The organism is Photobacterium angustum (assembly GCF_002954615.1).
GTDB classification, from domain to species: Bacteria; Pseudomonadota; Gammaproteobacteria; order Enterobacterales; family Vibrionaceae; genus Photobacterium; species Photobacterium angustum_A.
The window spans coordinates 2,676,521-2,700,929 of sequence record NZ_MSCJ01000001.1 but is presented as its reverse complement, the minus strand read 5'-3'; the positions used below and the strand labels follow the sequence as shown (position 1 = coordinate 2,700,929).

22 protein-coding genes are annotated in these 24,409 nt (G+C 42.8%); 19 read left to right on the top strand and 3 right to left on the bottom strand.

What is annotated here, in order from left to right; all coding sequences use genetic code 11:
- Nucleotides 1–336: 336 nt before the first annotated feature.
- The 4 genes from argC (at nt 337) to argH (ending at nt 5,393) form a co-directional block, all read left to right on the top strand.
- Nucleotides 337–1,350, top strand: a complete 1,014-nt coding sequence (gene argC, locus BTO08_RS12255) for an N-acetyl-gamma-glutamyl-phosphate reductase (protein ID WP_105061112.1) — start codon at nt 337–339, stop codon at nt 1,348–1,350.
- A 10-nt stretch (nt 1,351–1,360) separates the two neighbouring features.
- The gene (gene argB, locus BTO08_RS12250) at nt 1,361–2,140 is read left to right on the top strand and encodes an acetylglutamate kinase (RefSeq protein ID WP_105061111.1); all 780 of its coding nucleotides are present in this window, start codon (nt 1,361–1,363) and stop codon (nt 2,138–2,140) included.
- A gap of 74 nt (nt 2,141–2,214) precedes the next feature.
- The gene (locus tag BTO08_RS12245) at nt 2,215–3,423 is read left to right on the top strand and encodes an argininosuccinate synthase (protein ID WP_045083862.1); all 1,209 of its coding nucleotides are present in this window, start codon (nt 2,215–2,217) and stop codon (nt 3,421–3,423) included.
- 92 nt (nt 3,424–3,515) lie between these two features.
- Nucleotides 3,516–5,393: an argininosuccinate lyase gene (gene argH, locus BTO08_RS12240; RefSeq protein ID WP_105061110.1), complete on the top strand. Its 1,878-nt coding sequence runs from the start codon at nt 3,516–3,518 to the stop codon at nt 5,391–5,393.
- A 152-nt stretch (nt 5,394–5,545) separates the two neighbouring features.
- Here argH and BTO08_RS12235 read toward each other — a convergent pair whose 3' ends face one another.
- Nucleotides 5,546–6,274: a glutathione peroxidase gene (locus tag BTO08_RS12235; protein ID WP_005371847.1), complete on the bottom strand. Its 729-nt coding sequence runs from the start codon at nt 6,272–6,274 to the stop codon at nt 5,546–5,548.
- A 155-nt stretch (nt 6,275–6,429) separates the two neighbouring features.
- Between BTO08_RS12235 and oxyR the strand changes: the two genes are divergently transcribed.
- Nucleotides 6,430–7,341, top strand: coding sequence for a DNA-binding transcriptional regulator OxyR (gene oxyR / locus BTO08_RS12230; RefSeq protein WP_005371846.1), 912 nt, complete (start codon nt 6,430–6,432; stop codon nt 7,339–7,341).
- Nucleotides 7,342–7,405: 64 nt separating this feature from the next.
- Here the strand turns inward: oxyR and BTO08_RS12225 are convergent, their stop codons facing one another.
- Nucleotides 7,406–10,030, bottom strand: a complete 2,625-nt coding sequence (locus BTO08_RS12225) for a penicillin-binding protein 1A (RefSeq protein ID WP_105061109.1) — start codon at nt 10,028–10,030, stop codon at nt 7,406–7,408.
- 148 nt (nt 10,031–10,178) lie between these two features.
- On the opposite strand from BTO08_RS12225, the gene pilM reads away from it, so the two are divergent.
- The 9 genes from pilM to dam all read left to right on the top strand — a co-directional run bounded on the left by pilM (nt 10,179) and on the right by dam (nt 19,257).
- Nucleotides 10,179–11,162, top strand: coding sequence for a type IV pilus biogenesis protein PilM (gene pilM / locus BTO08_RS12220; RefSeq protein WP_105061108.1), 984 nt, complete (start codon nt 10,179–10,181; stop codon nt 11,160–11,162).
- Entirely contained in the window at nt 11,159–11,764 is a 606-nt protein-coding gene (locus BTO08_RS12215) for a PilN domain-containing protein (protein ID WP_105061107.1), read from the top strand. The genes pilM and BTO08_RS12215 overlap by 4 nt, the downstream gene beginning before the upstream one ends.
- Before the next feature lies 1 nt (nt 11,765).
- A complete protein-coding gene (locus BTO08_RS12210; RefSeq protein ID WP_045149904.1) occupies nt 11,766–12,380 on the top strand; it encodes a type 4a pilus biogenesis protein PilO in 615 nt (204 codons plus the stop codon).
- 3 nt (nt 12,381–12,383) lie between these two features.
- The gene (locus tag BTO08_RS12205; protein WP_105061106.1) at nt 12,384–12,899 is read left to right on the top strand and encodes a pilus assembly protein PilP; all 516 of its coding nucleotides are present in this window, start codon (nt 12,384–12,386) and stop codon (nt 12,897–12,899) included.
- A gap of 13 nt (nt 12,900–12,912) precedes the next feature.
- Nucleotides 12,913–14,637: a type IV pilus secretin PilQ gene (locus BTO08_RS12200; protein ID WP_242446255.1), complete on the top strand. Its 1,725-nt coding sequence runs from the start codon at nt 12,913–12,915 to the stop codon at nt 14,635–14,637.
- Nucleotides 14,638–15,023: 386 nt separating this feature from the next.
- A complete protein-coding gene (gene aroK / locus BTO08_RS12195; RefSeq protein ID WP_105061105.1) occupies nt 15,024–15,542 on the top strand; it encodes a shikimate kinase AroK in 519 nt (172 codons plus the stop codon).
- 24 nt (nt 15,543–15,566) lie between these two features.
- The gene (gene aroB, locus BTO08_RS12190) at nt 15,567–16,646 is read left to right on the top strand and encodes a 3-dehydroquinate synthase (RefSeq protein ID WP_045083869.1); all 1,080 of its coding nucleotides are present in this window, start codon (nt 15,567–15,569) and stop codon (nt 16,644–16,646) included.
- Nucleotides 16,647–16,659: 13 nt separating this feature from the next.
- Nucleotides 16,660–18,285 (top strand): AAA family ATPase, encoded by a 1,626-nt coding sequence (locus tag BTO08_RS12185; protein WP_105061104.1) that lies wholly within the window; start codon nt 16,660–16,662, stop codon nt 18,283–18,285.
- A 114-nt stretch (nt 18,286–18,399) separates the two neighbouring features.
- Nucleotides 18,400–19,257 (top strand): adenine-specific DNA-methyltransferase, encoded by an 858-nt coding sequence (gene dam / locus BTO08_RS12180; RefSeq protein ID WP_105061103.1) that lies wholly within the window; start codon nt 18,400–18,402, stop codon nt 19,255–19,257.
- On the opposite strand, the gene BTO08_RS12175 is transcribed toward dam, so the two are convergent.
- The gene (locus tag BTO08_RS12175) at nt 19,258–19,464 is read right to left on the bottom strand and encodes a DUF2970 domain-containing protein (protein WP_105061102.1); all 207 of its coding nucleotides are present in this window, start codon (nt 19,462–19,464) and stop codon (nt 19,258–19,260) included.
- Between the two features lie 179 nt (nt 19,465–19,643).
- On the opposite strand from BTO08_RS12175, the gene rpe reads away from it, so the two are divergent.
- From rpe to BTO08_RS12150, 5 genes are all read left to right on the top strand, one after another.
- On the top strand, nt 19,644–20,318 hold the full coding sequence (rpe, locus tag BTO08_RS12170; RefSeq protein ID WP_105061101.1) for a ribulose-phosphate 3-epimerase: 675 nt from the start codon (nt 19,644–19,646) through the stop codon (nt 20,316–20,318).
- Nucleotides 20,318–21,004, top strand: coding sequence for a phosphoglycolate phosphatase (locus BTO08_RS12165; RefSeq protein ID WP_431356670.1), 687 nt, complete (start codon nt 20,318–20,320; stop codon nt 21,002–21,004). Before rpe ends, BTO08_RS12165 begins: the two co-directional genes overlap by 1 nt.
- 91 nt (nt 21,005–21,095) lie before the next feature.
- Nucleotides 21,096–22,118 (top strand): tryptophan--tRNA ligase, encoded by a 1,023-nt coding sequence (gene trpS / locus BTO08_RS12160; RefSeq protein WP_105061099.1) that lies wholly within the window; start codon nt 21,096–21,098, stop codon nt 22,116–22,118.
- A 114-nt stretch (nt 22,119–22,232) separates the two neighbouring features.
- Nucleotides 22,233–22,808, top strand: a complete 576-nt coding sequence (locus BTO08_RS12155; protein ID WP_105061098.1) for an aminodeoxychorismate/anthranilate synthase component II — start codon at nt 22,233–22,235, stop codon at nt 22,806–22,808.
- Nucleotides 22,809–23,136: 328 nt separating this feature from the next.
- On the top strand, nt 23,137–24,357 hold the full coding sequence (locus BTO08_RS12150; protein ID WP_105061097.1) for an aspartate aminotransferase family protein: 1,221 nt from the start codon (nt 23,137–23,139) through the stop codon (nt 24,355–24,357).
- Nucleotides 24,358–24,409: the final 52 nt, after the last annotated feature.

The following is a 24,409-nucleotide window of genomic DNA, read 5'->3' as shown; positions in this document are numbered from 1 at the left end:
GTTTTTAAGGCTTTTCTGTTGACAGTACGTTAATTAATCAGTAAACATATAAATGCAACGCAAACGAATAATTTATTGCTTTATTTAGCCGTAACCTGAGCAAGGAATGCCGGGTCTCCATTGTTAATTTAGGATGTTTTAACATGAACCAAGCGAAGCTTTTTACTCATACCTTCCGACGACGCTAAGTCATATTCGCTTGGTGCGTATGCGCCCCTCATATTTGCTGTTTTCAGCACTCCTTGTTACACGTTACTGCTGCAAAAAAATAAAGACTCAAGCCAGATTTGCGCCTAAACGGTAACAACAATCATTAGACTAAAAATGGAATTTGTAATGTTAAAGACTCTAATTATCGGTGCAAGCGGCTATACCGGCGCAGAACTTGCGAAAATGGTGGTTAAGCACCCTCACTTAGAACTTGCGGGTTTATTTGTTTCTGAAAACAGCCTTGATGCGGGTAAACCGTTAAGTGATTTGCATGGTCAATTGAAAGGCATTGTTGATTTACCGTTACAGCCGTTAATCAGTCCAAGTGATATTGCTAAAAATGCTGACGTTGTTTTACTTGCCACAGCCCACCAAGTCAGCCATGACCTTGCTGCCAGTTTTCTTGAACAAGGGTGTCAGGTTTTTGATTTGTCTGGTGCGTTTCGTGTCAAAGGTGATGATTTCTATACCCAATATTATGGCTTTGAACATCAATATTCAGATTGGCTTGAACAAGCGGTTTATGGTTTGGCGGAGTGGAATCATGATGCAATTACCAAAGCACAACTAATTGCTGTTCCGGGCTGTTACCCAACAGCTTCACAATTAGCGCTTAAACCATTAATTGAAGCGGGTTTACTTGATACCGAGCAGTGGCCAGTGATTAATGCGGTCAGTGGTGTGTCTGGCGCTGGTAGAAAAGCGACCATGACTAATAGTTTCTGCGAAGTAAGCCTGCAAGCTTACGGTTTATTTTCCCACCGCCACCAACCTGAAATCAGTACTCATCTAGGTCGTGACGTTATTTTTACCCCCCATCTTGGCAACTTTAAACGTGGCATTCTTGCAACTATTACAGCGAAGCTAGCACAAGGCGTTACGCTAGAGCAGGTAACGGAAGCATTGAACCTAGCATATGCATCTACAGCAGATAAACATGCGGTACGTCTTTTAGGAACACAAGCGGCACGTCTACAGAATGTGGTAGGGACTTGCTTCTGTGATATTGGCTGGCAGGTGAATGGTCAGCATATTATTTTAACATCTGCGATTGATAACCTGTTAAAAGGTGCATCTTCGCAAGCGATGCAGTGCATAAATATTCGAAATGGTTTCCCGCAATTAACCGCTTTAGTGTAGGAGTTCGATGATGAGTCAGGTTCCACTGGTCATTAAATTAGGTGGTGCAGTACTTTCATGTACTGAAACGTTAGAAAAATTGTTTTCAGCGATTAATGCTTATCAAGAAAACTCTCATCGCCCACTGATGTTAGTCCACGGCGGCGGTTATTTAGTTGATGACTTAATGGCAAAACTGCAACTACCGACAGTGAAAAAACAAGGTTTACGCGTAACGCCTAGCGATCAAATTGCTGTTATTGCTGGTGCATTAGCAGGGACGGCGAACAAATTACTTCAAGGGCAGGCGATTAAATCTGGCGTTAAAGCGGTAGGACTCAGCCTGGCTGATGGTGGTTTGTGTGACGTTTCACAATTAGATCCAGAATTAGGCTCTGTAGGTAAAGCTGAGCCGGGTAATGGCGTACTGATCACACAAATTATGACATCAGGTTATATGCCAATCATTAGCTCAATTGGCTTAGATGCACAGGGCGAGTTGATGAATGTTAATGCCGACCAAGCCGCCGTTGCCGTTGCCGCCGCCGTTGATGGTGAATTGGTATTACTCTCTGATGTGAGTGGTGTATTAGATGGCAAAGGGCAGTTAATTGAAGCGTTAACAGAAGCTGAGGCTGAATTGTTAATTGAACAAGCGGTGATCACCGATGGCATGATTGTCAAAGTACGCGCAGCATTTGATGCCGCAAAAGCGCTAGGTCGTCCTATTGAAGTGGCAAGTTGGCGTTATCCTGAAAAGTTAACCGCCTTATTTGACGGGCAAAGTATCGGTACCAAATTTACGTTGTAATTGAATTTTAAGTTAACAATATTTAGCACATCGCCTGAACGGAATAACCGCAAGGCTGATAAGGAGAACAGCACATGAGCAAGATTAATAAAGTTGTATTAGCCTATTCTGGCGGTTTAGATACATCGGCTATCATTCCATGGTTGAAAGAGAACTATGACTGTGAAGTTGTCGCATTCGTGGCCGATGTAGGTCAAGGCGAAGAAGAACTGGTTGGGATTGAAGAAAAAGCATTGGCTTCAGGAGCTTCATCTTGTTACATCGCTGATCTTAAAGAAGAGATGGTGAAAGATTATATCTACCCATCACTAAAAACTGGTGCAGTGTATGAAGGTAAATACCTACTGGGTACTTCAATGGCGCGTCCAATTATTGCTAAAGCACAAGTTGAATGTGCATTAGAAGTTGGTGCTGATGCGTTATGTCACGGTTGTACTGGTAAAGGTAACGATCAGGTACGTTTTGAAGGTGCATTTGCTGCACTAGCACCACAGCTTAAAGTGATTGCTCCTTGGCGTGAATGGGATCTACGTAGTCGTGAAGCATTGTTAGATTACCTTGCTGAGCGTGATATTCCATGTACAGCATCGCTGGAAAAAATTTACTCTCGTGATGCGAATGCTTGGCACGTATCAACAGAAGGTGGGGTGCTAGAAGATACGTGGAACGCACCAAACGATCTATGTTGGGTATGGACAAAAGATCCAGAGCAAGCACCAGATCAAGCTGAAACGGTAACACTTAAGATTGAACAAGGTGAAGTGGTTGCGGTTGATGGTGAAGCGATGACGCCATACAACGTGCTAACGTACCTCAATGAAAAAGGTATCGAGCATGGTGTTGGTCGTATCGATATCGTAGAAAACCGCTTAGTCGGTATGAAGTCTCGTGGTTGTTATGAAACACCTGGAGGCACGATTATGATGGAAGCGCTACGTGCGGTTGAGCAGCTAGTTCTCGATAAAGAATCGTTCGATTTCCGTCAAACATTGGGTCTTAAAGCGTCGCACCTTATTTATGATGGTCGTTGGTTTACGCCATTATGCCAGTCATTAATTGCAGCAGCTGATGAGCTAGCAAAAGATGTGAGTGGTGAAGTGGTCGTTAAGCTGTACAAAGGCCAAGCAACTGTAATTCAGAAACGCTCAACTAACAGCTTATATTCTGAAGAGTTTGCGACCTTTGGTGAAGATGATGTTTATGATCACAGCCATGCTGGCGGCTTCATTCGTCTTTACTCACTAGCAAGTCGTATTCGTGCTTTAAATAGCCAAAAGAAATAACAAAAACAATCACGGGGCTCCCTACTTAAGCCCCGTTTGATCACGCCATAACAAGATAAGCAAGTCGATACGTAGAGCAAAGGAGAGGTACCATGGCATTATGGGGCGGACGTTTTAGTCAGGCAGCTGACACACGGTTTAAACAATTCAATGATTCACTGCGTTTTGACTATCGTCTAGCAGAGCAAGATATTGTTGGCTCAATCGCATGGTCTAAAGCCCTACGTCAGGTCGATGTATTAACCGAGCAAGAGCAGCAAAAGCTTGAGTTAGCATTGAATGAATTAAAGCTTGCTGTGATGGAAGATCCTGAGCAAATTTTACGCTCAGATGCTGAAGATATTCATAGTTGGGTAGAGCAACAATTGATCGCTAAAGTCGGTGATCTTGGTAAAAAGCTTCATACCGGACGTTCACGTAATGATCAGGTGGCGACCGATTTAAAATTATGGTGTCGTCAGCAAGGTCAGCAATTGCTATTAATGCTTGACCGCTTACAGCAGCAGTTAGTGACAGTCGCACGTGATCATCAAGCCACGGTTCTGCCGGGTTACACCCACCTTCAACGTGCTCAGCCTGTGACTTTTGCTCATTGGTGCTTAGCCTATGTCGAAATGTTTGAGCGTGATTATTCTCGTTTAACTGATGCCCTTGAACGTTTAGATACTTGTCCGTTAGGCTCTGGCGCATTGGCGGGTACGGCTTATCCGATTGACCGTGAAGTGCTAGCACATAGCTTAGGTTTCCATCGTGCCACGCGTAATAGCTTGGATTCGGTTTCTGATCGTGATCATGTGATGGAGCTTCTTTCTACTGCCTCTATTTCTATGCTTCATCTATCACGTATGGCAGAAGATTTGATCTTCTACAACTCAGGTGAATCTAACTTTATTGAGCTGGCAGATACGGTGACATCAGGTTCATCTTTAATGCCTCAGAAGAAAAACCCAGATGCATTAGAGCTTATTCGTGGTAAATGTGGGCGTGTTTATGGTGCGATGACTGGCATGATGATGACAGTGAAAGCGTTGCCGCTTGCGTATAACAAAGATATGCAAGAAGACAAAGAAGGCTTGTTTGATGCCCTCGATAGCTGGCATGACTGTATGGAAATGGCTGCGCTTTGTTTTGATGGTATTCAGGTTAATAAAGACCGTACCTTAGAAGCTGCAATGCAAGGTTATTCTAATGCGACAGAGCTTGCTGATTATTTAGTGGCGAAAGGGATTCCATTCCGTGAAGCGCACCATATTGTCGGAGTAGCTGTGGTTGCTGCCATTGCCAAAGGTTGCGCATTAGAAGAGTTATCGCTTGAGGAAATGAAGCAATTCTCTGAAGTGATTGATGATGACGTGTATCCAATTCTGACCATTGAATCTTGTCTTGATAAGCGTTGCGCGCTGGGTGGCGTTGCGCCAAATCAAGTCGATTATGCGATTGGTCAAGCAGAGAAGCGGTTAGAAAAACGTTACTCACCAAGCGTGAAGGTTCGTGGTGCTCGTTTAACGGATCTTGATGCCATTGAAGGCATGGTGGTGTACTGGGCAGGGCTGGGTGAAAACCTACCACGTAACCGAAATGAATTAGTTCGTGATATTGGCTCGTTTGCGGTGGCAGAACATCATGGTGTCGTGACCGGTTGTGCGTCGTTATATGTTTATGATTCAGGGCTTGCGGAAATTCGCTCTTTAGGTGTTGAAGCTGGCTGGCAACAACAAGGACAAGGCAAAGCAATTGTTGAGCATTTGCTTGAAAAAGCCGAGCAAATGGCAATTAAGAAAGTCTTTGTACTAACACGTGTCCCAGAGTTCTTTATGAAGCGAGGCTTTACCCCGACATCGAAATCATTACTGCCAGAAAAGGTAATGAAAGATTGCGATCGTTGTCCGCGTCAACATGCTTGTGATGAAGTCGCATTAGAAGTGCGTTTAGATCAAGAGCAACGTATAGCAACAGTCAATGTTGCTTAACGGTTAATATGCGAATTATCTAGATCAAAAAAAGCCCTCATCAGAGGGCTTTTTATTTGGAGAGTTGTTGCGGTTTTGTTTTGCTCACCAATTAAACTGCAGGTTTTAATTGATGAACAATCTGGACCACAATCCAGACAATACTTGAAAACTTAGCCTAGGTAAGTTTCTAGCTCTTCGCTACCACCGATGTGCTTACCACCGATGAATACTTGGGGAACCGTACTACGACCTGTAATTGCACGTAAAGAAACGGTTGTCGCATCTTTGCCTAGAATAATTTCTTCATACTGTAGACCTTTGTCGATCAAGTTCTGTTTCGCTTTCACACAGAAAGGGCAACCAGGTTTAGAGAATACGGTAATTGATTCTTGTAGCTTTTGCTCTGGTGCGATGTACTTCAGCATAGTGTCTGCGTCAGACACTTTGAATGGGTCGCCTGGTTCTTCATTTTCAACGAACATTTTTTCAACAACGCCATTTTTAACTAGCATGCTGTAACGCCATGAACGTGCACCAAAACCTAGGTCATCTTTCTCAACAAGCATGCCCATGCCTTTAGTGAACTCACCATTACCATCGGGAATGAAAGTGATGTTTTCAGCGTCTTGATCGGCTTTCCATGCATTCATTACGAACGTATCGTTTACAGATACACATAGGATGTCATCCACGCCATTTTCAGCAAATACAGGTGCTAACTCATTGTAACGAGGTAGGTGGCTTGAAGAGCATGTTGGTGTAAATGCGCCAGGTAGACTGAATACGACAACGGTCTTATTAGCGAATAAATCTTCAGTTGTTACGTCAACCCACTGATCACCTTTACGTGTGTGAAAAGTAACTTGTGGTACAGCCTGACCTTCTTTAGATGCGAACATAATGTAATCCCTTAAAAATATAAATGAGTCTGATGTAATCGGAGTGTTTAATCATTTGCGCCGTTTACTGTGGTTATTATGTAACTTTACTCTTGATAGCTCCAATCGTTTGCTGCTATGGTTTCAATAGTTAAATCCTATTATAAGACATGCCAATGAATATTCGTGATCTGGAATATCTTGTTGCTCTCTCTGAGCACAAACATTTTCGCAAAGCAGCCGAAGCTTGTTACGTCAGTCAGCCCACATTAAGTGGACAAATAAGAAAACTAGAAGATGAGCTAGGTGTTTCATTATTAGAAAGAACTAGCCGTCGAGTACTGTTCACTGACGCAGGTCTGAGTTTAGTCGCTCAGGCACAGAAAGTGTTGCTTGAAGTCAAAATACTTACAGAACTTGCTAGTGTGCAAGGAGAAAGTATGTCTGGACCGCTGCATATTGGTTTTATTCCAACGGTTGGTCCGTACCTGTTACCGCAAATTATCCCAAGCTTGAAAGAAGCATTTCCTGAGTTAGAACTTTTTTTACATGAAGCGCAAACTCATCAATTGGTACAACAGTTAGAAGAAGGCAAATTAGATTGCATTATTTTAGCTGCGGTAAAAGAAAGTGAACCGTTCATTGAGTTGCCGCTCTATGATGAGCCGATGATGTTAGCTGTGCCTGAAACACATAAATGGGCGAGTGAAAAAGATATTGATATGTCTTTGTTGCACGGCGAAAGTTTATTGATGCTAGAAGACGGACACTGTTTACGTAATCAAGCTCTTGGTTTTTGTTTTGCAGCAGGCGCGCGTGATGACGGTCGCTTTAAAGCCACCAGTTTAGAAACGTTACGTAACATGGTTGCAGCGGGCAGTGGTATTACGTTACTACCACAATTGGCAAGCCCGAAAGAGCATTGCCGTGATGGGGTGTGTTATATCGCAGCGAAACATCCTCAGCCAACGCGTTTGATCACATTAGCCTATCGTCCAGGCTCACCACTTAAAGCGCGATATGAAAAGCTAGCTGAAGTGATCAAAGAAAAAATGCCAGAAGTTTTTGCTAAACATACTCAGCCATAATCTCTGTTTACTGAAATAAAAAAAGAGCGCTCAATGAGCGCTCTTTTTATATCGGTAACAGCGTTTAGAACAACTCTTCAGCCGTTTCTGTATCAAATTTTTGCTCTGATACCGCTTGCTGTACAGAGCGTGTCGGCTCAGTACCTTTAATGAAATACTCATACATTGAGCTTGCATCATTACGGTTTGACAGTTGACCTGTTGCACGGTCGATACGCACTTTTACAATATCACTTGGAATTTGCTTTTCTTGTTCAGGGGTATTTTTCAACGCCTGACGCATAAAGTTAATCCATGCGGGTTGTGCAGCATTACCACCGAACTCACCACCGATTGTTTGGTTTTTACCAAGATTATTGTTCCAACTGGTGCGACCTAATTCACGACGATGATCATCAAAACCAACCCAAGTCGTTGCCACAATGTTTGGACCATAACCTGTGTACCATGCATCCTTCGCGTTATTGGTTGTACCTGTTTTACCACCAATATCATGACGCTTAAGTACTCTTGCACGCCAGCCTGTCCCATATAGATGTCCCGGCTCACCCCAGATGTTACTGTTTAGCATTTCGCGCACAAGGAACGCATTCTGCTCGCTGATCACCTCTGGTGCGTAGCGAACTGGTGGCATAGGTATCACTTTTTCTAGATCTTCCGGCGTTGGTTTTTCAGTTTCACTCGGCGCTGTGGTAGTTGCCGTAGTCGTTGTTGTGGTATCTGTTGATTGATCGAATTTATGATCTTCAACAGCGGTTGCCATTGCCACTTGCATTTTTGCTTGTGGGTTTGTTGCTTGACATGCATCGTTACAAACAACAGCAGGATCAGCGTAGTAAATTAACTGGTCATCATTGTTATCAACCTTGTTAATTAAGAACGGTTCAACAGCATAACCACCATTAGCAAATACTGAGTAACCTTGTACAAGTTCTAGTGGCGTTAAGCTACCAGCACCAAGAGCAATAGGCTCTGCGCGAGGTAAATCTGCACGTTTAAAACCAAAGCGAGTAAGGTAATCAATGGTGAAATCTAGCCCAGCAATACGAAGTGCACGAATAGCCATTACGTTAATTGAGCGAGCTAGACCGATACGAGCACGGGTAGGACCACCATATTTACCATCAGCATTTTTAGGGCGCCATGCTGTACCTTGCCATTTATCCCATTTAGTAATTGGCGCATCATTAATGAGAGTTGCGAGGGTTAAGCCTTTCTCTATTGCTGCAGAGTAAATAAATGGCTTAATACCTGAGCCTACCTGACGAATAGATTGCGTTGCACGGTTGAATTTACTTCGGGTGTAATTAAAACCACCGACCATTGCCAACACGGCACCATTTTCTGGTGACATAGCAACAAAAGACGTATTTGCCGCAGGAACTTGGCTAAGTAGCCATTGATTCGTCGTGACTGTTGCACCGTCTTTTTTATCACTCACAACATTTTGGTTATGTTGAACCCAAATTTGTTGACCTGCAGTAAGGATATCGCTGGCTTTTTTGGGAGCTGGACCCTGACTAGAGTCAGAAAGGAACTTGCGAGCCCACTTCATACCATTCCAATCGATAGTGGCAATATCACCATTTTTAGTCACGATAGCTGCGGTTTTACCATCAACTTTCGTTACGACAGCAGGGATAAGCTTGCCATAGATAGGCTGATCTTGAAGTTTATTTACAATTTGATTGGCATTTAATGCCGGCTGCCCTGGCTTCCAAAGAACGGCTGTTGGACCACGGTAACCATGACGGTGGTCATAATTTAGCAGGTTATTGACTGCGGCTTGCTGGGCATCAAGCTGAAGTTTGCTATTGATGGTCGTATATACCTTCATGCCTTTTTCGTACGCAGCAGCACCATAGCGATCCACCATCCATGCACGAGCACGCTCTGCAACATAAGGTGCGTAAAGTTGAATTTCTGCGCCATGATAGTGAGAGACTATAGGTTCAGCGCGCGCAGCATCCATTTGTGCTTTGGTGATGTAGCCTTCTTCAAGCATACGACCTAAAACGACATTACGACGAGTTGTTGCTCGGTCAATGGAATAAATTGGATTCATTGTGGATGGTGCTTTTGGCAAGCCCGCAATAACTGCAATTTCAGATAATGTCAGTTGATCAACCGTTTTACCAAAATACACCTGCGCTGCAGCACCTACACCATAGGCGCGATAACCGAGGTAAATTTTGTTTAAATAGAGGTCAAGAATTTGATCTTTAGTCAGCAGCTTTTCAATGTGAATAGCAATGAAAGCTTCTTTAATTTTGCGCATAATTTTCTTCTGATTGGATAAGAAGAAATTTCGTGCAAGCTGTTGGGTAATGGTACTGGCACCTTGACGAGCTGATCCTGATGTCAATACGACAAAAGCTGCACGGGCAATACCGATAGGATCGACACCTGGGTGCTCATAAAAACGACTATCTTCCGTCGCAATAAAAGCCTCTCGCATGAGAAGAGGAATTTCATCTAATGTCAGAGGTATACGTCGCTTTTCACCAAACTGTGAGATCAGTTTACCATCTTCGCTATACACCTGCATCGGTGTTTGCAGCTCGACATTTTTTAACTTTGCTACATCTGGAAGGTCTGGCTTTACATACAGATAAAAGCCAAAAATAGTACCAACTCCAAGAATTATGCAAATTAATGCAAGTATTAGTAATCGCTTTATGAACTTCACTTGAGATTTCCCGTTACGCCATCGTGCTAATTGTCATTATCCATTATCTTTCAATTACTAGTATAAAGATAACAAAAAGAAAATTAATGCCATTGATGGTGTTTATTCGAAATAGTTTGTTTTTTCGCCACATGGGAGCATAACACGGATGTTTCGGAACCCATTAAGTGTTGGGGTAGATATTGGTAGCCATAGCATAAAAGCTGTGGCGCTACAGCAGAAAAAAGATCAGTTTGAATTGGCTGCATACGCTGAGGTTGAATTAACCAAATCGGTAATCAACGAACAGCATAATGTAAATGCGACAGCGCTGTTGTCAGCAATACGTCAATTAAAGAAACAACTGCCGTGGCAAGCCAAAAACGTTACTTTAGCCTTACCAGATAGTGCTGTTATCAGCAAAGTTGTCCAACTCGATACCAGTCTCAATGAAGATGAGGCTGAGTTTGCGATCGTCCAAGCCTTAGGCGCTGCGTCCCCTTTTCCTGTTGAAGAGCTGTGGTTTGATTATTTCCCAATGGTGAGTGAACGTTTCTCAGAAGTAGCCACTACAGCACCATATCAAGTCTTTGCTTCTCGTAAAGAAACCATCGATAGCCGCGTTACTGTGTTAAAGAAAGTTGGCTTTAAACCAACGGTCGTTGAATTACAGACCAACGCATTGTTATGGCTAACCGAATATTTAGCTGAGATAGGCAGTCAGTATACGCAGTGGGGGCTGGTTGATGTCGGTAAATGCCACACAGAATTTTGCATGAAACCGGAAGGTAGCAATGCTTACCATCGTGAAATTCGCTTTGGTACTAGTCAATTTGAGGATTCACCATATCAACAAGATGCTGAAGAAGAGAATACTGTCGAGCGTTTTACCGAGCAATTTGCTGAACAATTAAAGCGCCAAATTCAGCTTTATAACTCAACACATCCTCGCTGTAGCATTAAAGGGTTATGGCTTGCTGGTGGTTGTCAGTCCTTGATTTCAGATGCCCTATTAAAGCAGTTAGTGGGATTAGAGGTTGTTTGGATCAAACCGTTCGAACATTTTAGCCAGCCGAAGAAAGTGATATTGCCGAGTGATATGTCGAGTCAATATGCTGTCGCGACCGGATTAGCGTTACGGGGGATGGCATGATCGATAAATTAAACCTTCTGCCATGGCGTGAAGAACGTCGTAAGCAACATAAACAGCGTTTTATCGGGCTTATGGCTTCTGCGGTGTTGGTCGCGTTTTTAGCGAATTATGGGGTAGTTCAATACCTAGATTTGCAGCAACAACAGCAACAAGGCCGTAATGACCAATTTCAACAAGAAATTGATTTACTCGAAAAACGATTAGCCTTTCTACCTAAGTTAGAAGAGCAGCGTAAAGCGATTCAGCTGAGGCTAAACGTGATTGCTGATATTCAACAATCACGTAATCGCGCAACGCAGTTATTGAATCAATTACCGAATGTTGTACCAGGCGGTGTGTATCTTGAATCATTAAATTTGAACTCACAACGAGTCGGCATTAAAGGGGTGGGTGACTCTAATGGTCACTTAGCCGCATTACTTGGCGGGGCAGAGCAATCTAAATGGTTCATTAATGTTGATATGCACTCCTTGGTGACAACCAAAGGTAGTCAGTCTGAGCAGCTTTCTCAGTTCAATGCTTCTTTTGATTTAACTGTGCCTTCTTTTGCGCAACCAAAAGTAAATAAAGTCGCAAAAAAAGACATTAATAAGGGTAAGTGATATGGCTGATTGGCAAGAACTTGAATTAGATGAAATCACTGAATGGCCTTTGCTGCCTCAATGTATTGTGGCAACGGTCTTGGCTGTGGCGTTAAGCGCGTTTGGTTATTGGTATTGGGTTAGCCCTAAAAATGATCAGCTTGAGCAAATGAAACAAAAAGAGCAGACCCTTAAATCACAGTTAGTCAGTCGAGCTTCACAAGTCGCTGCACTGCCGAGGGTTAAAGAGCAAGTTGCAGAATTAAACCGCCGTTACAATGAAATGATTGAGCAATTACCGGAGGAGCAAGAGCTAGCGAGTTTGCTCGCGGGGATTAATGATATCGGTGTCAATAATGGTTTGGTGTTCCAATCAATCAAATGGGCACCCAGAGTTGAGCACGAGTTATATTACGAATTACCTATCAATATGCAGTTGACGGGGAATTACGAGCAAATTGGTAAGTTCGCGGAAGCCGTTGCGAGCTTGCCTCGTATTGTTAACTTAAACAATGCTGAGTTAAGTCGAGTTAAGCCGTTAGGTCAGCCTGATGAAACCTTGTCTTTGAAAGTCTCTGCAACGACCTATCGTTTCAAGACACCAAGCCAAGAAAAGATCAATAGTGATGAGGGCTAAGCTATGAAAAAAGTAGTGTGGTTATTACCTATTGTTATTGGTTTAGTGGGGTGTCAGGCCAATGATGATTCTGTCGCAGAGTTTATCGCAACGACCCATAACGAAGCAAAAGCGCGAGTTAAGCCTTTGCCTGAGCCTTTTGTCTTTGAGGCTGAAAAGTTTGTCATGACGAGCAAACGAGTACCGTTTGTTAAACCAATTCCAGAGCAGTTACTAGCCAAGAAAGAAACGGGCGAGTGTTGGCAACCTCAGCTTGACCGCCAACTCAGCAAACTTGAAAACTTTGCGTTAGAAAAACTCTCAATGAAAGGGGCGATTGGAAACAAGAAGCAACTTTGGGGATTAGTTTTTACACCTGAAGGCGACTTAATGAAAATTAAGCCAGGGCAATATATTGGTCTAAATCGCGGCAAGGTACTTACGGTTAGCGACAAAATAATTGAAATCGAAGAAACATTACCAGATGGCAAAGGATGTTGGCTTAAACGACCGACTAAACTGGCGCTAGTTCAGCAGTAATCAAGGATAAGTTATGAAAGGGAATGTGTGGATGTTAAGCCGCCAGTATCTAGCAACACTTTGGCTATTATGCTGTGGAGCATTAGCTTTTCCGAGTGTTGCTGCTGTACCTGCAGCTGGAATGATCGATAATCAGATTCAAGCCATTGATTTTCGTCGTGATGGAAAAGGACGAGGGGTATTAACCGTTCGTTTAGATAAGCCGCAGTCGTTAGTTGATTTACGTCGTAATGGTAACAAACTGCAGCTAGATATTTTTGATACCGTACTTAAAGATGACATGGTTTATACGCTTGATGTCGTTGATTTTGCAACGGTTGTTAATAGTATAGAAACTATGCGTGTATCTAAAGGTGCGCGCTTAATTTTCAATATGAAAGGCAGCTACGATTATGATTATAATCTTCGTGGTAAGCGTCTTGAAGTTATCATTGAAAAGCGTGTGAAAAAAGCGGTAAAAGGCACTAGCTCTAACGCCAAGATCAATTATAAAGGCAAGCCGATCTCAATTAACTTCCAAGATATCCCTGTGCGTAATGTTTTGCAGTTAATTGCTGATTATAACGACTTTAACTTGGTGGTCTCAGATTCTGTTAGTGGTAATGTCACGCTACGTCTTGATGATGTGCCTTGGCCGCAAGTGTTAGATATTATTCTGCAATCAAAAGACTTAGATAAGCGTGTGCGTGGCTCTGTGTTATTGGTTGCCCCTAAAGCGGAACTCACCGCAAGCGAACATCAGGTAATGGAAGCTAAGCGCAAGCAACAAGAGTTGTTGAGTCTGCGTTCTGATTTGATTCAAGTGAACTATGCGAAAGCAACGGACATTGCAGAGCTTTTAAGCGGCAGTACTGATGGTGTTGGGATGCTCTCTGAGCGTGGCTCATTACATGTTGATGAGCGTACCAATGCGCTCATCATCAAAGATACCCCTGATAATATTCGTAGTATCAAAGATATTGTGTCATCACTTGATATCCCGGTTAAGCAGGTACAAATCGAAGCGCGTATTGTCACCATTAATGAAGGTGATATTGATGAGCTTGGTGTGCGTTGGGGGGTATCGAAAGTTAATGGTGATACGACGGTTGGCGGTTCAATTGAAGGTAATTTAGCAAGCTCTGGCTTATTAGGTGAAGATGCAACCGTTGATGATTTCCTTAACGTCAATCTAGGTGCTGGCGCAGGTGCGGCTTCAATAGCGTTCCAAGTGGCAAAGCTAGGGAATATCTTACTTGATTTAGAGCTTTCGGCGTTACAGACTGAAAATAAAGCAGAAATTATCTCTAGTCCTCGTTTGATGACAACCAATAAGAAAACGGCGTATATCGAGCAAGGTACAGAAATTCCGTATTTAGAAGCATCATCCAGTGGTGCAACATCGGTATCGTTTAAAAAAGCAGTGCTGAGTTTAATGGTTACACCACAAATTACACCGGATGATAAACTTGTGTTAGATCTTGAAGTGACTCAAGATAACAAAGGTGAAGATGTCCCTACAGGCACGGGTACTGCGATTTCTATTAATACTCAACGTATTGGTACTCAAGTACTGGTAAATAACGGCGAGACAGTGGTCTTAGGCGGTATTTACCAACATAGTATGACTAACGTGACACGTAAGGTACCGTTATTGGGCGATATTCCAGTATTAGGTGCATTATTCCGTCATAAAATGGAACAAATGGGTAAACGTGAATTACTTATCTTCGTGACGCCTAAAATTGTTATTCAGTAGTATTTACTGCTAATCAACAAACCATAAAAATTTAGCTACACTGTTATAGCAACGGATGGATTCTTATTAAATTAGTTCCATCCGTTGTTTTTATTGGGCTATATAATTATTATTTTGCCGTATTCATGCTCAGCGATAGCGGAATTACAAGGTTATTACGATTGACCTTAGACCGCTGCTGAGCCATTATGGCGACCTCTTTTGGTAGGACAGGCATAATAAAATACTGATTAGGAGTGACTAGCGCTTGCAATATAGCTATCAGTCCTGAGATAATTTTCTGTCTTATCACGAATTATATGTGAGGAACTTGGCGCCTCGGGCTTATTAATTAATAGAGCCTGCGGGTGGTGTCGTTTTATTAACCGCGCGTAAAATTGCTAAAAATGGCTGAAAAACGAAATATTTTCTTGGTCGGCCCAATGGGTGCCGGCAAAAGCACTATTGGTAGACACCTTGCACAGCAGCTGCATATGGAATTCTTTGACTCAGATACAGTTATTGAAGAACGTACAGGTGCTGATATTAGTTGGGTCTTTGATGTTGAAGGTGAAGACGGTTTCCGTGTTCGCGAAGAAGCAGTTATCGACGATCTAACACAAGAGCAAGGCATTGTTCTGGCAACTGGTGGTGGTTCTGTTAAAACTAAAGAGAACCGTAATCGCCTTTCTGCACGTGGTATCGTAGTTTATCTAGAGACGACTATCGAGAAGCAACTAGCTCGAACTCAACGCGATAAAAAGCGTCCTCTACTTCAAACTGATACGCCTCGTGAAGTGCTGGAAGCACTTGCAGAAGAGCGCAATCCATTATATGAAGAAGTAGCTGACTACGTTGTTCGCACTGATGATCAAAGTGCGAAGGTAGTGGCAAACCAAATCATCAAAATGCTAGAAGAGCGTTAATCAACAAAAAGAGAGAAGCTGACCATGGAACGGATCAATGTCAATTTAGATGACAGAAGCTACCCTATTTCAATTGGCGCCGAGTTGTTTTGCAACTCGGCGTTGTTTGCATCTGCGATTCCTGCGGGAAAGCGGGTGGTAGTGGTCAGTAACGAAACTGTTGCCCCGCTGTATGCACAGCAGGTAATGGAAACCATCAGTTCATTAGAGTGCCAAGTGGCATTACTTTCTCTCCCTGATGGTGAACAATACAAAACGTTAGAGACTTTTAATCAAATCATGACTTTCTTACTTGATGGTAATTATGGTCGTGATGTTGTGATTGTAGCGCTCGGTGGCGGCGTCATTGGTGATGTCGTGGGCTTTGCTGCTGCAAGTTATCAACGTGGCGTAGATTTTATTCAAGTACCTACAACATTACTTTCTCAAGTGGACTCATCTGTTGGTGGCAAAACCGCAGTGAATCATCCATTGGGTAAAAATATGATAGGCGCTTTTTATCAGCCCAAAGCGGTAGTGATTGATAATCACTGCTTACAAACCCTACCTGAACGTGAGTTTGCAGCGGGAATGGCTGAAGTGATCAAGTATGGCATTATTGCCGATCACGACTTTTTTGTCTGGTTAGAAGACAACATTGAACGCTTACAAGCACTCGATAACGATGCATTGTGTTATGCCATTGCACGTTGTTGTCAAATTAAGGCAGATGTTGTTGCGGCTGATGAAAAAGAATCAGGTGTACGAGCTTTACTTAATCTCGGTCATACATTTGGTCATGCGATTGAAGCAGAGATGGGCTATGGTAACTGGCTGCACGGCGAAGCGGTGTCGGCAGGTACAGTACTAGCGGCTAAAACTGCTGCAATACAAGGCCTTATTAGTGATGACGATGTAGCGCGAATTATTCGACTACATGAGCGAGCAAAGCTACCGGTAATCGCACCTGAAACAATGGGCTTCGATGATTTTATTAAGCACATGATGCGCGATAAAAAGGTATTATCAGGCCAACTACGATTGGTTCTACCGACATCCATTGGCAGTGCTGAAGTCGTGTCTAATGTGACACATGAAGTATTGCGGGATGTGATTAATCACTAAGTAGTGGTTAATCATGCGTAGCACACTAGAGGCAAAAAACTTGGATCTGGATAGCCAGATCCAGTTGCTCTCTCGAGTACAATTTCTTACTCGATTTAGCTCTCATCTTATTTTATTGAACGGTACGCAAGGCTCTGGAAAAACGTGGCTCGCGCATCAATATCTCGAAAACTATGCACAACATGCTGAACAAGCATTGCTAACGTGCACTGATGATCAAACACTACTGCAACAACGAACACTTCTACTGCAACAATTTCACTCCACTCCGATGTTTAACGAGCAAGACTCGTTAAGTCAAAGTGCTGAGCATTTACTGCCTGAAAAGATCAACTTCGTTATTATTATTGATAATGCACACTTTTTGGCGCCTGAATTACTTACTGAATTATGGGCACTGGTTCGTCAAACAGAAATGCATTCTGGTTGGCAAATTAATGTATTGCTCTTTGCTGATCCTAATGCCATAACTCAGCCATTCGGCGATATTGTTCGTACAATAGGGCCGGCCTTACTTGAGTTAGACATTAGTGAGCTAAGCCCTAATGAAATTAGTCAGTTTAGCGAAATGTTACTTAATGATGAGCAACTCGGAAGTCAGCATCGACGAGACATTAAGTCACGATTAGCGAGAGTTGAACCTCGCCCTGGTGCATTACAACAATTACCACAACAGGACGTTACTGCTATGACTAAAGGATCGCGACGTTTACCCCCAACGCAGCTGTTAATAGGTTTAATTGTTATAGTCTGCATCATCATTGCGGGATGGTTTGGATTTAAGACATTACAAAATACAAATACAACTGAAGTTACGCCTAGTGATACCTCTCTTGCATCTGAGGCCAAGCCTATTGTGGCTGATCCTATCGAGAATACAGACATCGTTATTGATGAAAAGCCATTACCGATAGAGATCCATAGTGAAGGGCTGACGGTGGGGCGTGCTGAAAAAGAAGCGCAACGGGTAGTTGTACCATCACCCTTGATTGATGCGATGATGGATGAGCAACGTGTTGGTGGTACAGGCGAAAGTGCAGCCAAAGAATTTACCCAAGAGGTGCTAGACGTACCTGCTCAAAATGAACCTGCTGTATCTGATGGTGTAGCAACCCAAACTCGCCAGCAAACCGCTTCAGATAATATAGTGATTTCAGAAGATGCGACGAACGTAAAAGCCCCAAGTGCGTCAGCGACTGATATTACGTCACATGATGTAAACTCTTTACCTGCTGTTAAGGTGACAGAGCCCGAAGTAAAGCTCTCTGCAACGGCAATGACTGCAAAGCCAGACAGTAAACTGCGTCTGCCGAAAAAGGAGGTAGTTGTTCAAACGCCGATTAAGCTTGCTAATACGGCCTCGATACTAGCGATAAATAAAAGGCATTATGCAATTCAATTGTCAGCTTCAATGAGTTGGAATGAAACCAAAGCCTTTATTGAAAAGAATAAGATCCAGTCTTCTTCTCGTATTTATAAAACACGTCGAGACGGCAAAATATGGTTTATTGTTATTTCGGGTGATTACACAACAGCGACTCGGGCACGCTCGGCAATAAAAGCTTTACCGAAGCAATTAAAAGCGTTAAGCCCGTGGCCTAAATCATATCGAAAAATTCAACAAGAAATAGAACGTTGAAAATAAAGCCATGAGGGCAGTTATTTACGTGAATTGGTATCGGTAGAGGGTAGAAATGAGGTACAATCCGCGACCTTTCGTGACAATATTGCTAGTGTTGGTGGGTTTAGCTTAATGAAAAAGCATCGTGCATTCCTAAAATGGGCTGGGGGTAAATACTCTCTCGTTGAGGATATTAAACGACATCTACCGCCTGCGCGTAAATTGGTTGAGCCTTTTGTTGGGGCGGGGTCGGTTTTTCTTAATACCGATTACGACCATTACTTATTGGCCGATATCAACCCTGATCTGATCAATCTTTATAACATCCTCAAGCATGAGCCTGAACGTTATATTGAAGATGCACGTAAACTTTTCACGCCTGAATACAATAACAAAGAAGCGTATTTGAAAATTCGTGAAGAATTTAATGCGAGTGATGATCCGTATTTACGCTCATTGTATTTCTTATACATGAACCGCCATGGTTTTAACGGCTTATGTCGTTATAACAAAAAAGGTGGCTTCAATGTGCCGTTCGGCTCGTATAAAAAGCCTTATTTCCCTGAAGCTGAAATGTATTATTTCTCGGAAAAAGCAAAACGAGCCACGTTTGTCTGTGAAGGTTATCTCCAAACATTTTCACGCGCGAGAAAAGGGTGTGTGGTGTACTGCGATCCGCCTTATGCGCCATTATCTAGCACGGCTAATTTTACCTCTTATTCAGGTAATGGTTTTAGCTTAGATGATCAAGCCACCCTTGCTGATGTTGCAGAAAAAGCAGCAACGGATAGAGATATTGCGGTGTTAATTTCTAACCACGATACAGCACTAACGCGTCGTTTATACACAGGTGCAGATCTTTCAGTAGTTAAAGTAAAACGCACCATTAGCCGCAATGGCAGTGGGCGCAATAAGGTCGATGAGCTGTTAGCCCTATTCTCTGTATCAAGCACAGAGCAGGCGCCCGCGTTTTCTTCTGAAGAAGAATGATTATATCGCCGTTGCCCATCGCGCAACGGCAATGATTGCCATAATCATTGCGCCAATAATTACAATTCCCACAACTATAAATGGCCATGGGCTTGATTGTTTAAAATCATGCTGCCGATTATTATCTGATTGAACGCCAAATAACGCTGCTAACACACTCACAATAACTTGTATTGGTGTGCTTTTCTTTGACTTAGTTATATCCACCTCGCCTCTTTTTATCTCGCTCTTTTACTGAGTGTAGTGGCTTGTCTCATCATTTTGATCAACTGAAGTAATAAATAAATCCATTGGGACAATATTTCGCGGTTCGGGTAGAATTATGGCAATTTATTGGGCTTGGTTTTCCAAGTATCAGGTTTTGTGTATCGAAGAGAGGCAAGTACATGAAGGACTTCTTGATTGCTCCATCTATCTTATCGGCTGATTTTGCACGTTTGGGTGAAGACGTTGACAAGGTGTTAGCAGCGGGTGCAGACGTTATTCACTTTGATGTAATGGACAACCATTACGTGCCTAATTTAACGTTTGGTGCACCTATCTGTAAGGCTCTTCGTGACTACGGTATTACCGCACCGATTGATGTGCATTTAATGGTAAAACCGGTGGATCGCATTATTCCTGATTTTGCTAAAGCTGGTGCAACAATGATCACGTTTCATGTTGAAGCGTCAGATCATGTTGACCGTACTTTACAACTGATCAAAGAGCATGGTTGTAAAGCGGGTGTGGTTTTTAATCCGGCAACGCCACTTCACCACCTTGATTACATAATGGATAAGGTCGATATGATTTTATTGATGTCAGTGAATCCAGGTTTTGGCGGTCAATCTTTTATTCCAGCAACACTTGATAAACTACGTGAAGTTCGTAAACGTATTGATGCATCAGGCCGTGATATTCGTCTTGAAATTGATGGTGGCGTGAAAGTTGATAATATTCGAGAAATTGCAGCTGCTGGCGCAGATATGTTTGTCGCGGGTTCTGCCATTTTTAATGAACCTGATTATAAAGTCGCGATAGACAAAATGCGCGCAGAATTGGCTGAGGCTAAATGCTAATGGTATTTGAAAACATCAAGTTTATAGCGTTTGATTTAGATGGCACATTACTCGATAGCGTACCTGATTTAGCGGATGCTGCTGATAAAACGATGCGTCACCTTGGACGAGAAGGCGTGACCGTAGAGCAAGTTACCACTTGGATCGGTAATGGTGCTGATATTTTAATTGGTCGCGCATTAAGCCGAAGTGTTGATGTCGATCCAACGATTGATCCAGAGCTACAAAAAGAAGCTCGCCAATTATTTGATCACTACTACGAGCTTGGCGGTCATGTAAAAAGTGCATTGTATGCCGACGTAAAAGCGACTCTCGCTGCATTTCATCAATCGGGTATGTCAATGGCGATTGTGACCAATAAACCGTCGCAATTTGTCCCGCATTTACTTGAAGAGCATGGCATCAGCGAGTATTTTGTTGATGTGATTGGTGGTGATACTTTCCCACTGAAAAAACCAGATCCTTATGCACTGCATTGGTTAATGGAAAAACATAATATTGCCGCGTCTGAGATGTTAATGGTGGGGGATTCTCGCAATGATATCTTGGCAGCAAAAGCTGCAACATGCCATTCGTTGGGCTTAACCTATGGCTATAACTACGGTCAGCCTATTGCAGAGAGTGCACCTGATGTTGTGTGCGATCACTTCAAGCAATTAGCAAATGTGGTTAAACTAGGCGACTAGTACATTCCAGTGTACACTGGCTAACAAAGTAAAAAGCGGGAGTATGCCTCTCGCTTTTCTATGAATAAGAAACTAACAGGATTGTCTGATCATGAGTAAACCCATTGTATTAAGTGGCGTACAGCCTTCTGGTGAATTAAGTATTGGTAACTACCTAGGTGCGCTGCGTCAGTGGGAACAGATGCAAGACGATTACGATTGCCAATACTGTGTGGTTGATTTGCATGCCATTACAGTACGTCAAGATCCTAAAGCGCTGCATGAAGCAACGTTAGATGCATTAGCGATTTGTTTAGCGGTGGGTGTTGATCCACAAAAGAGCACGTTATTTGTTCAGTCACATGTGCCTGAGCATGCTCAACTAGGCTGGTTATTAAACTGTTACACCCAAATGGGTGAGCTAAGTCGTATGACGCAGTTTAAAGACAAATCAGCGCGTCATGCGAATGATGTAAACGTGGGCTTATTCGGTTACCCAGTATTGATGGCTGCTGATATTTTATTATATGGCGCACATCAAGTACCTGTAGGTAGCGATCAGAAGCAGCACTTAGAGTTAGCTCGTGATATTGCTACGCGTTTTAATAATTTGTACGGCACAGAAGAAAGTTCAATTTTCCAAATTCCTGAGCCGTACATTCCATCGGTTGGTGCGCGTGTAATGAGCCTACAAGACGCGACTAAGAAAATGTCTAAGTCTGATGATAACCGTAAGAATGTGATCACTTTGTTGGAAGATCCAAAATCGATTCTTAAGAAGGTTAACAAAGCACAAACTGATGCAGAAACACCGCCACGTATTGCATTTGATACAGAGAACAAAGCAGGGATCTCAAACCTAATGGGTCTGTATTCAGGCGCAACAGGAAAGACGTATGCTGAAATTGAAGCACAATATGCAGGCGTTGAAATGTATGGCCCATTTAAGAAAGATGTCGGTGAAGCATTAGTTGCTATGCTTGAGCCAGTACAAGCTGAATACCATCGTATTCGTGCTGATCGTGCTTACCTTGATAGCGTAATGAAGCAAGGTGCTGAAAAAGCCTCTGCACGCGCGGCTGAAGTACTGAAAAAAGCATACCAAGCGGTAGGCTTTGTGGCGCGTCCATACTGATCAATAATGATTAAATAGATTAAGCAGGGCATTTGCTCTGCTTTTTTTATGGTTTGCGTTTCTAGTGATGTGTTGCACAATAGGGCGCAGAATAGAAAAGGTCGCTGTAGATATATGCTGTTAATTATTGATAACTATGATTCATTTACTTATAACCTGTATCAATACTTTTGTGAGTTAGGCGCTGAGGTTAAGGTTGTCCGTAATGATGAGATTGATCTCGCAGGTATTGAGTCGCTAGCACCCACCCATTTAGTCATCTCTCCTGGACCTTGTACCCCAAATGAAGCAGGTATATCACTACAAGCTATTGAATACTTCGCTGGTAAATTGCCTATTTTAGGCGTGTGCTTAGGTCATCAATCGTTAGCACAAGCTTTTGGTGGGGATGTGGTACGAGCAAGGCAAGTGATGCATGGTAAAACCTCTCCGATCAAGCATAATAATACCAATGTATTTGAAGGGTTAAATAATCCATTAACAGTGACTCGCTATCATTCATTGGTTGTTAAACAAGATACGCTGCCAGATTGCTTTAACATCACTGCCTGGACAGAACGTGAAGGGGAGTTTGATGAAATTATGGGGATTGCCCATAAAACATTGCCGTTAGAAGGGGTACAATTTCATCCTGAAAGCATTCTGACCGAACAAGGTCACGCCTTATTAGCCAACTTTCTTAAGCGCTAGATTTCGAATTAAATCGCGATTTTTATTATATTCCTGTCTTAAAATCGCGATATCACCCACATCTCTTCTATTTTTATACTTCCAACTCTCATTTGTTGAAATTGCAAAGCTATTCACTAGCATATTTCTCTGTACTATTCATTTCCTGATAGGAAACACACCTTTCTGCCTTTGTTAGTTAATAAACTTGCCGAGATAACGCATAACTATGTCAGTTTTATTAAAAACAGCATCATTGCCAAAGAGCAAAAAAAATATTCTGCTATTGGCAAAGGTTAATAAAATGTAAATACTATGATTATAGCGTTATACACAGAAGGATAATGTGATGACTACAGAGCAAAGAGTAGAACGTAATTTATTTGATGAGGTAATGGTACCTTGTTATTCACCTATGGCTGAGATCCCAGTACGTGGCAGTGGTGCGCGAGTATGGGATCAACATGATCGTGAATATGTCGATTTTGCCGGTGGAATTGCGGTGAGTTGTCTGGGTCATTGCCATCCAATAATGGTTAACGCATTAAAAGATCAAGCCGATAAATTATGGCATTTAAGTAATGTGTTAACCAATGAACCCGCGTTGCGTTTAGCGAAAAAACTCACTGAGTTATGTTTTGCTGACAAAGTCTTTTTTGCTAACTCGGGTGCTGAAGCTAACGAAGCGGCACTGAAATTGGCTCGCCGTTATGCAGTCGATAAGTTTAGTGCTGAAAAAGATCAAATTATTGCCTTTCATCAAGGCTTCCACGGTCGTACTTTTTTCACCGTTACGGTTGGTGGGCAAGAAGCTTACTCCGATGGTTTTGGCCCTAAACCTCAAGCGGTAACGCATATTCCTTACAATGATTTATCAGCTTTAGCCGAGATCATGTCTGAGCGAACTTGTGCGGTGATGATGGAGCCATTGCAAGGTGAAGGTGGTTTGGTTAGCCCGAGTGTTGAGTTTGTTCAGGGCGTGCGTGAATTATGTGATAAGCACCAAGCCTTATTGATATTTGATGAAGTCCAAACCGGTAATGGTCGTACTGGCGATTTTTATGCTTATCAAGGTTTAGGTGTCACACCTGATATTTTAACCACGGCTAAGTCGCTGGGGGGGGGGTTCCCTATTGGCGCAATGCTTACCACAACAGCATTAGCAGAGCATTTAAAAGTCGGGACTCATGGTTCAACGTATGGTGGTAATCCGTTAGCGTGCGCTGTTGCGGAAGCGGTAATTAATGAAGTGAGTAAACCCGATGTTTTAGCTGGAGTGAAAGAGCGTGAACAATGGTTCCGTGAAGGGCTCACAGCGATTAATGCTAAATACCCAATTTTTGCTGAGATCCGCGGTAAAGGTTTACTGCTGGGAGCGTCTCTCACAGAAGAGTGGCAAGGTCGTGCACGTGACATTCTTGTTCAAGCCGGTAAAGAAGGCTTGATGATGTTAGTTGCTGGTACGAGTGTTGTGCGCTTTACGCCATCGCTAGTGATTGAAAAAGCCGATGTGGATGAAGGTATGGCTCGTCTAGAACGCGCTATCGCAACACTCTATAACGCCGAGTAATTCTACTTTGCATTGCTGCTGGCAGTTGAGGAACGACTGCCAGTTATCTTAT

Bases quoted from the DNA above. Each gene is read 5' to 3' on its own strand.
- BTO08_RS12210 (WP_045149904.1), top strand. From the start codon at position 11,766: ATGGCTGATTGGCAAGAACTTGAATTAGATGAAATCACTGAATGGCCT.
- BTO08_RS12150 (WP_105061097.1), top strand. From the start codon at position 23,137: ATGACTACAGAGCAAAGAGTAGAACGTAATTTATTTGATGAGGTAATG.
- trpS (WP_105061099.1), top strand. From the start codon at position 21,096: ATGAGTAAACCCATTGTATTAAGTGGCGTACAGCCTTCTGGTGAATTA.
- argH (WP_105061110.1), top strand. From the start codon at position 3,516: ATGGCATTATGGGGCGGACGTTTTAGTCAGGCAGCTGACACACGGTTT.
- pilM (WP_105061108.1), top strand. From the start codon at position 10,179: ATGTTTCGGAACCCATTAAGTGTTGGGGTAGATATTGGTAGCCATAGC.
- BTO08_RS12155 (WP_105061098.1), top strand. From the start codon at position 22,233: ATGCTGTTAATTATTGATAACTATGATTCATTTACTTATAACCTGTAT.
- argC (WP_105061112.1), top strand. From the start codon at position 337: ATGTTAAAGACTCTAATTATCGGTGCAAGCGGCTATACCGGCGCAGAA.
- aroB (WP_045083869.1), top strand. From the start codon at position 15,567: ATGGAACGGATCAATGTCAATTTAGATGACAGAAGCTACCCTATTTCA.
- argB (WP_105061111.1), top strand. From the start codon at position 1,361: ATGAGTCAGGTTCCACTGGTCATTAAATTAGGTGGTGCAGTACTTTCA.
- dam (WP_105061103.1), top strand. From the start codon at position 18,400: ATGAAAAAGCATCGTGCATTCCTAAAATGGGCTGGGGGTAAATACTCT.
- BTO08_RS12165 (WP_431356670.1), top strand. From the start codon at position 20,318: ATGGTATTTGAAAACATCAAGTTTATAGCGTTTGATTTAGATGGCACA.
- BTO08_RS12200 (WP_242446255.1), top strand. From the start codon at position 12,913: ATGAAAGGGAATGTGTGGATGTTAAGCCGCCAGTATCTAGCAACACTT.
- BTO08_RS12205 (WP_105061106.1), top strand. From the start codon at position 12,384: ATGAAAAAAGTAGTGTGGTTATTACCTATTGTTATTGGTTTAGTGGGG.
- BTO08_RS12235 (WP_005371847.1), bottom strand. From the start codon at position 6,274: ATGTTCGCATCTAAAGAAGGTCAGGCTGTACCACAAGTTACTTTTCAC.
- oxyR (WP_005371846.1), top strand. From the start codon at position 6,430: ATGAATATTCGTGATCTGGAATATCTTGTTGCTCTCTCTGAGCACAAA.
- BTO08_RS12215 (WP_105061107.1), top strand. From the start codon at position 11,159: ATGATCGATAAATTAAACCTTCTGCCATGGCGTGAAGAACGTCGTAAG.
- BTO08_RS12245 (WP_045083862.1), top strand. From the start codon at position 2,215: ATGAGCAAGATTAATAAAGTTGTATTAGCCTATTCTGGCGGTTTAGAT.
- BTO08_RS12185 (WP_105061104.1), top strand. From the start codon at position 16,660: ATGCGTAGCACACTAGAGGCAAAAAACTTGGATCTGGATAGCCAGATC.
- aroK (WP_105061105.1), top strand. From the start codon at position 15,024: ATGGCTGAAAAACGAAATATTTTCTTGGTCGGCCCAATGGGTGCCGGC.
- rpe (WP_105061101.1), top strand. From the start codon at position 19,644: ATGAAGGACTTCTTGATTGCTCCATCTATCTTATCGGCTGATTTTGCA.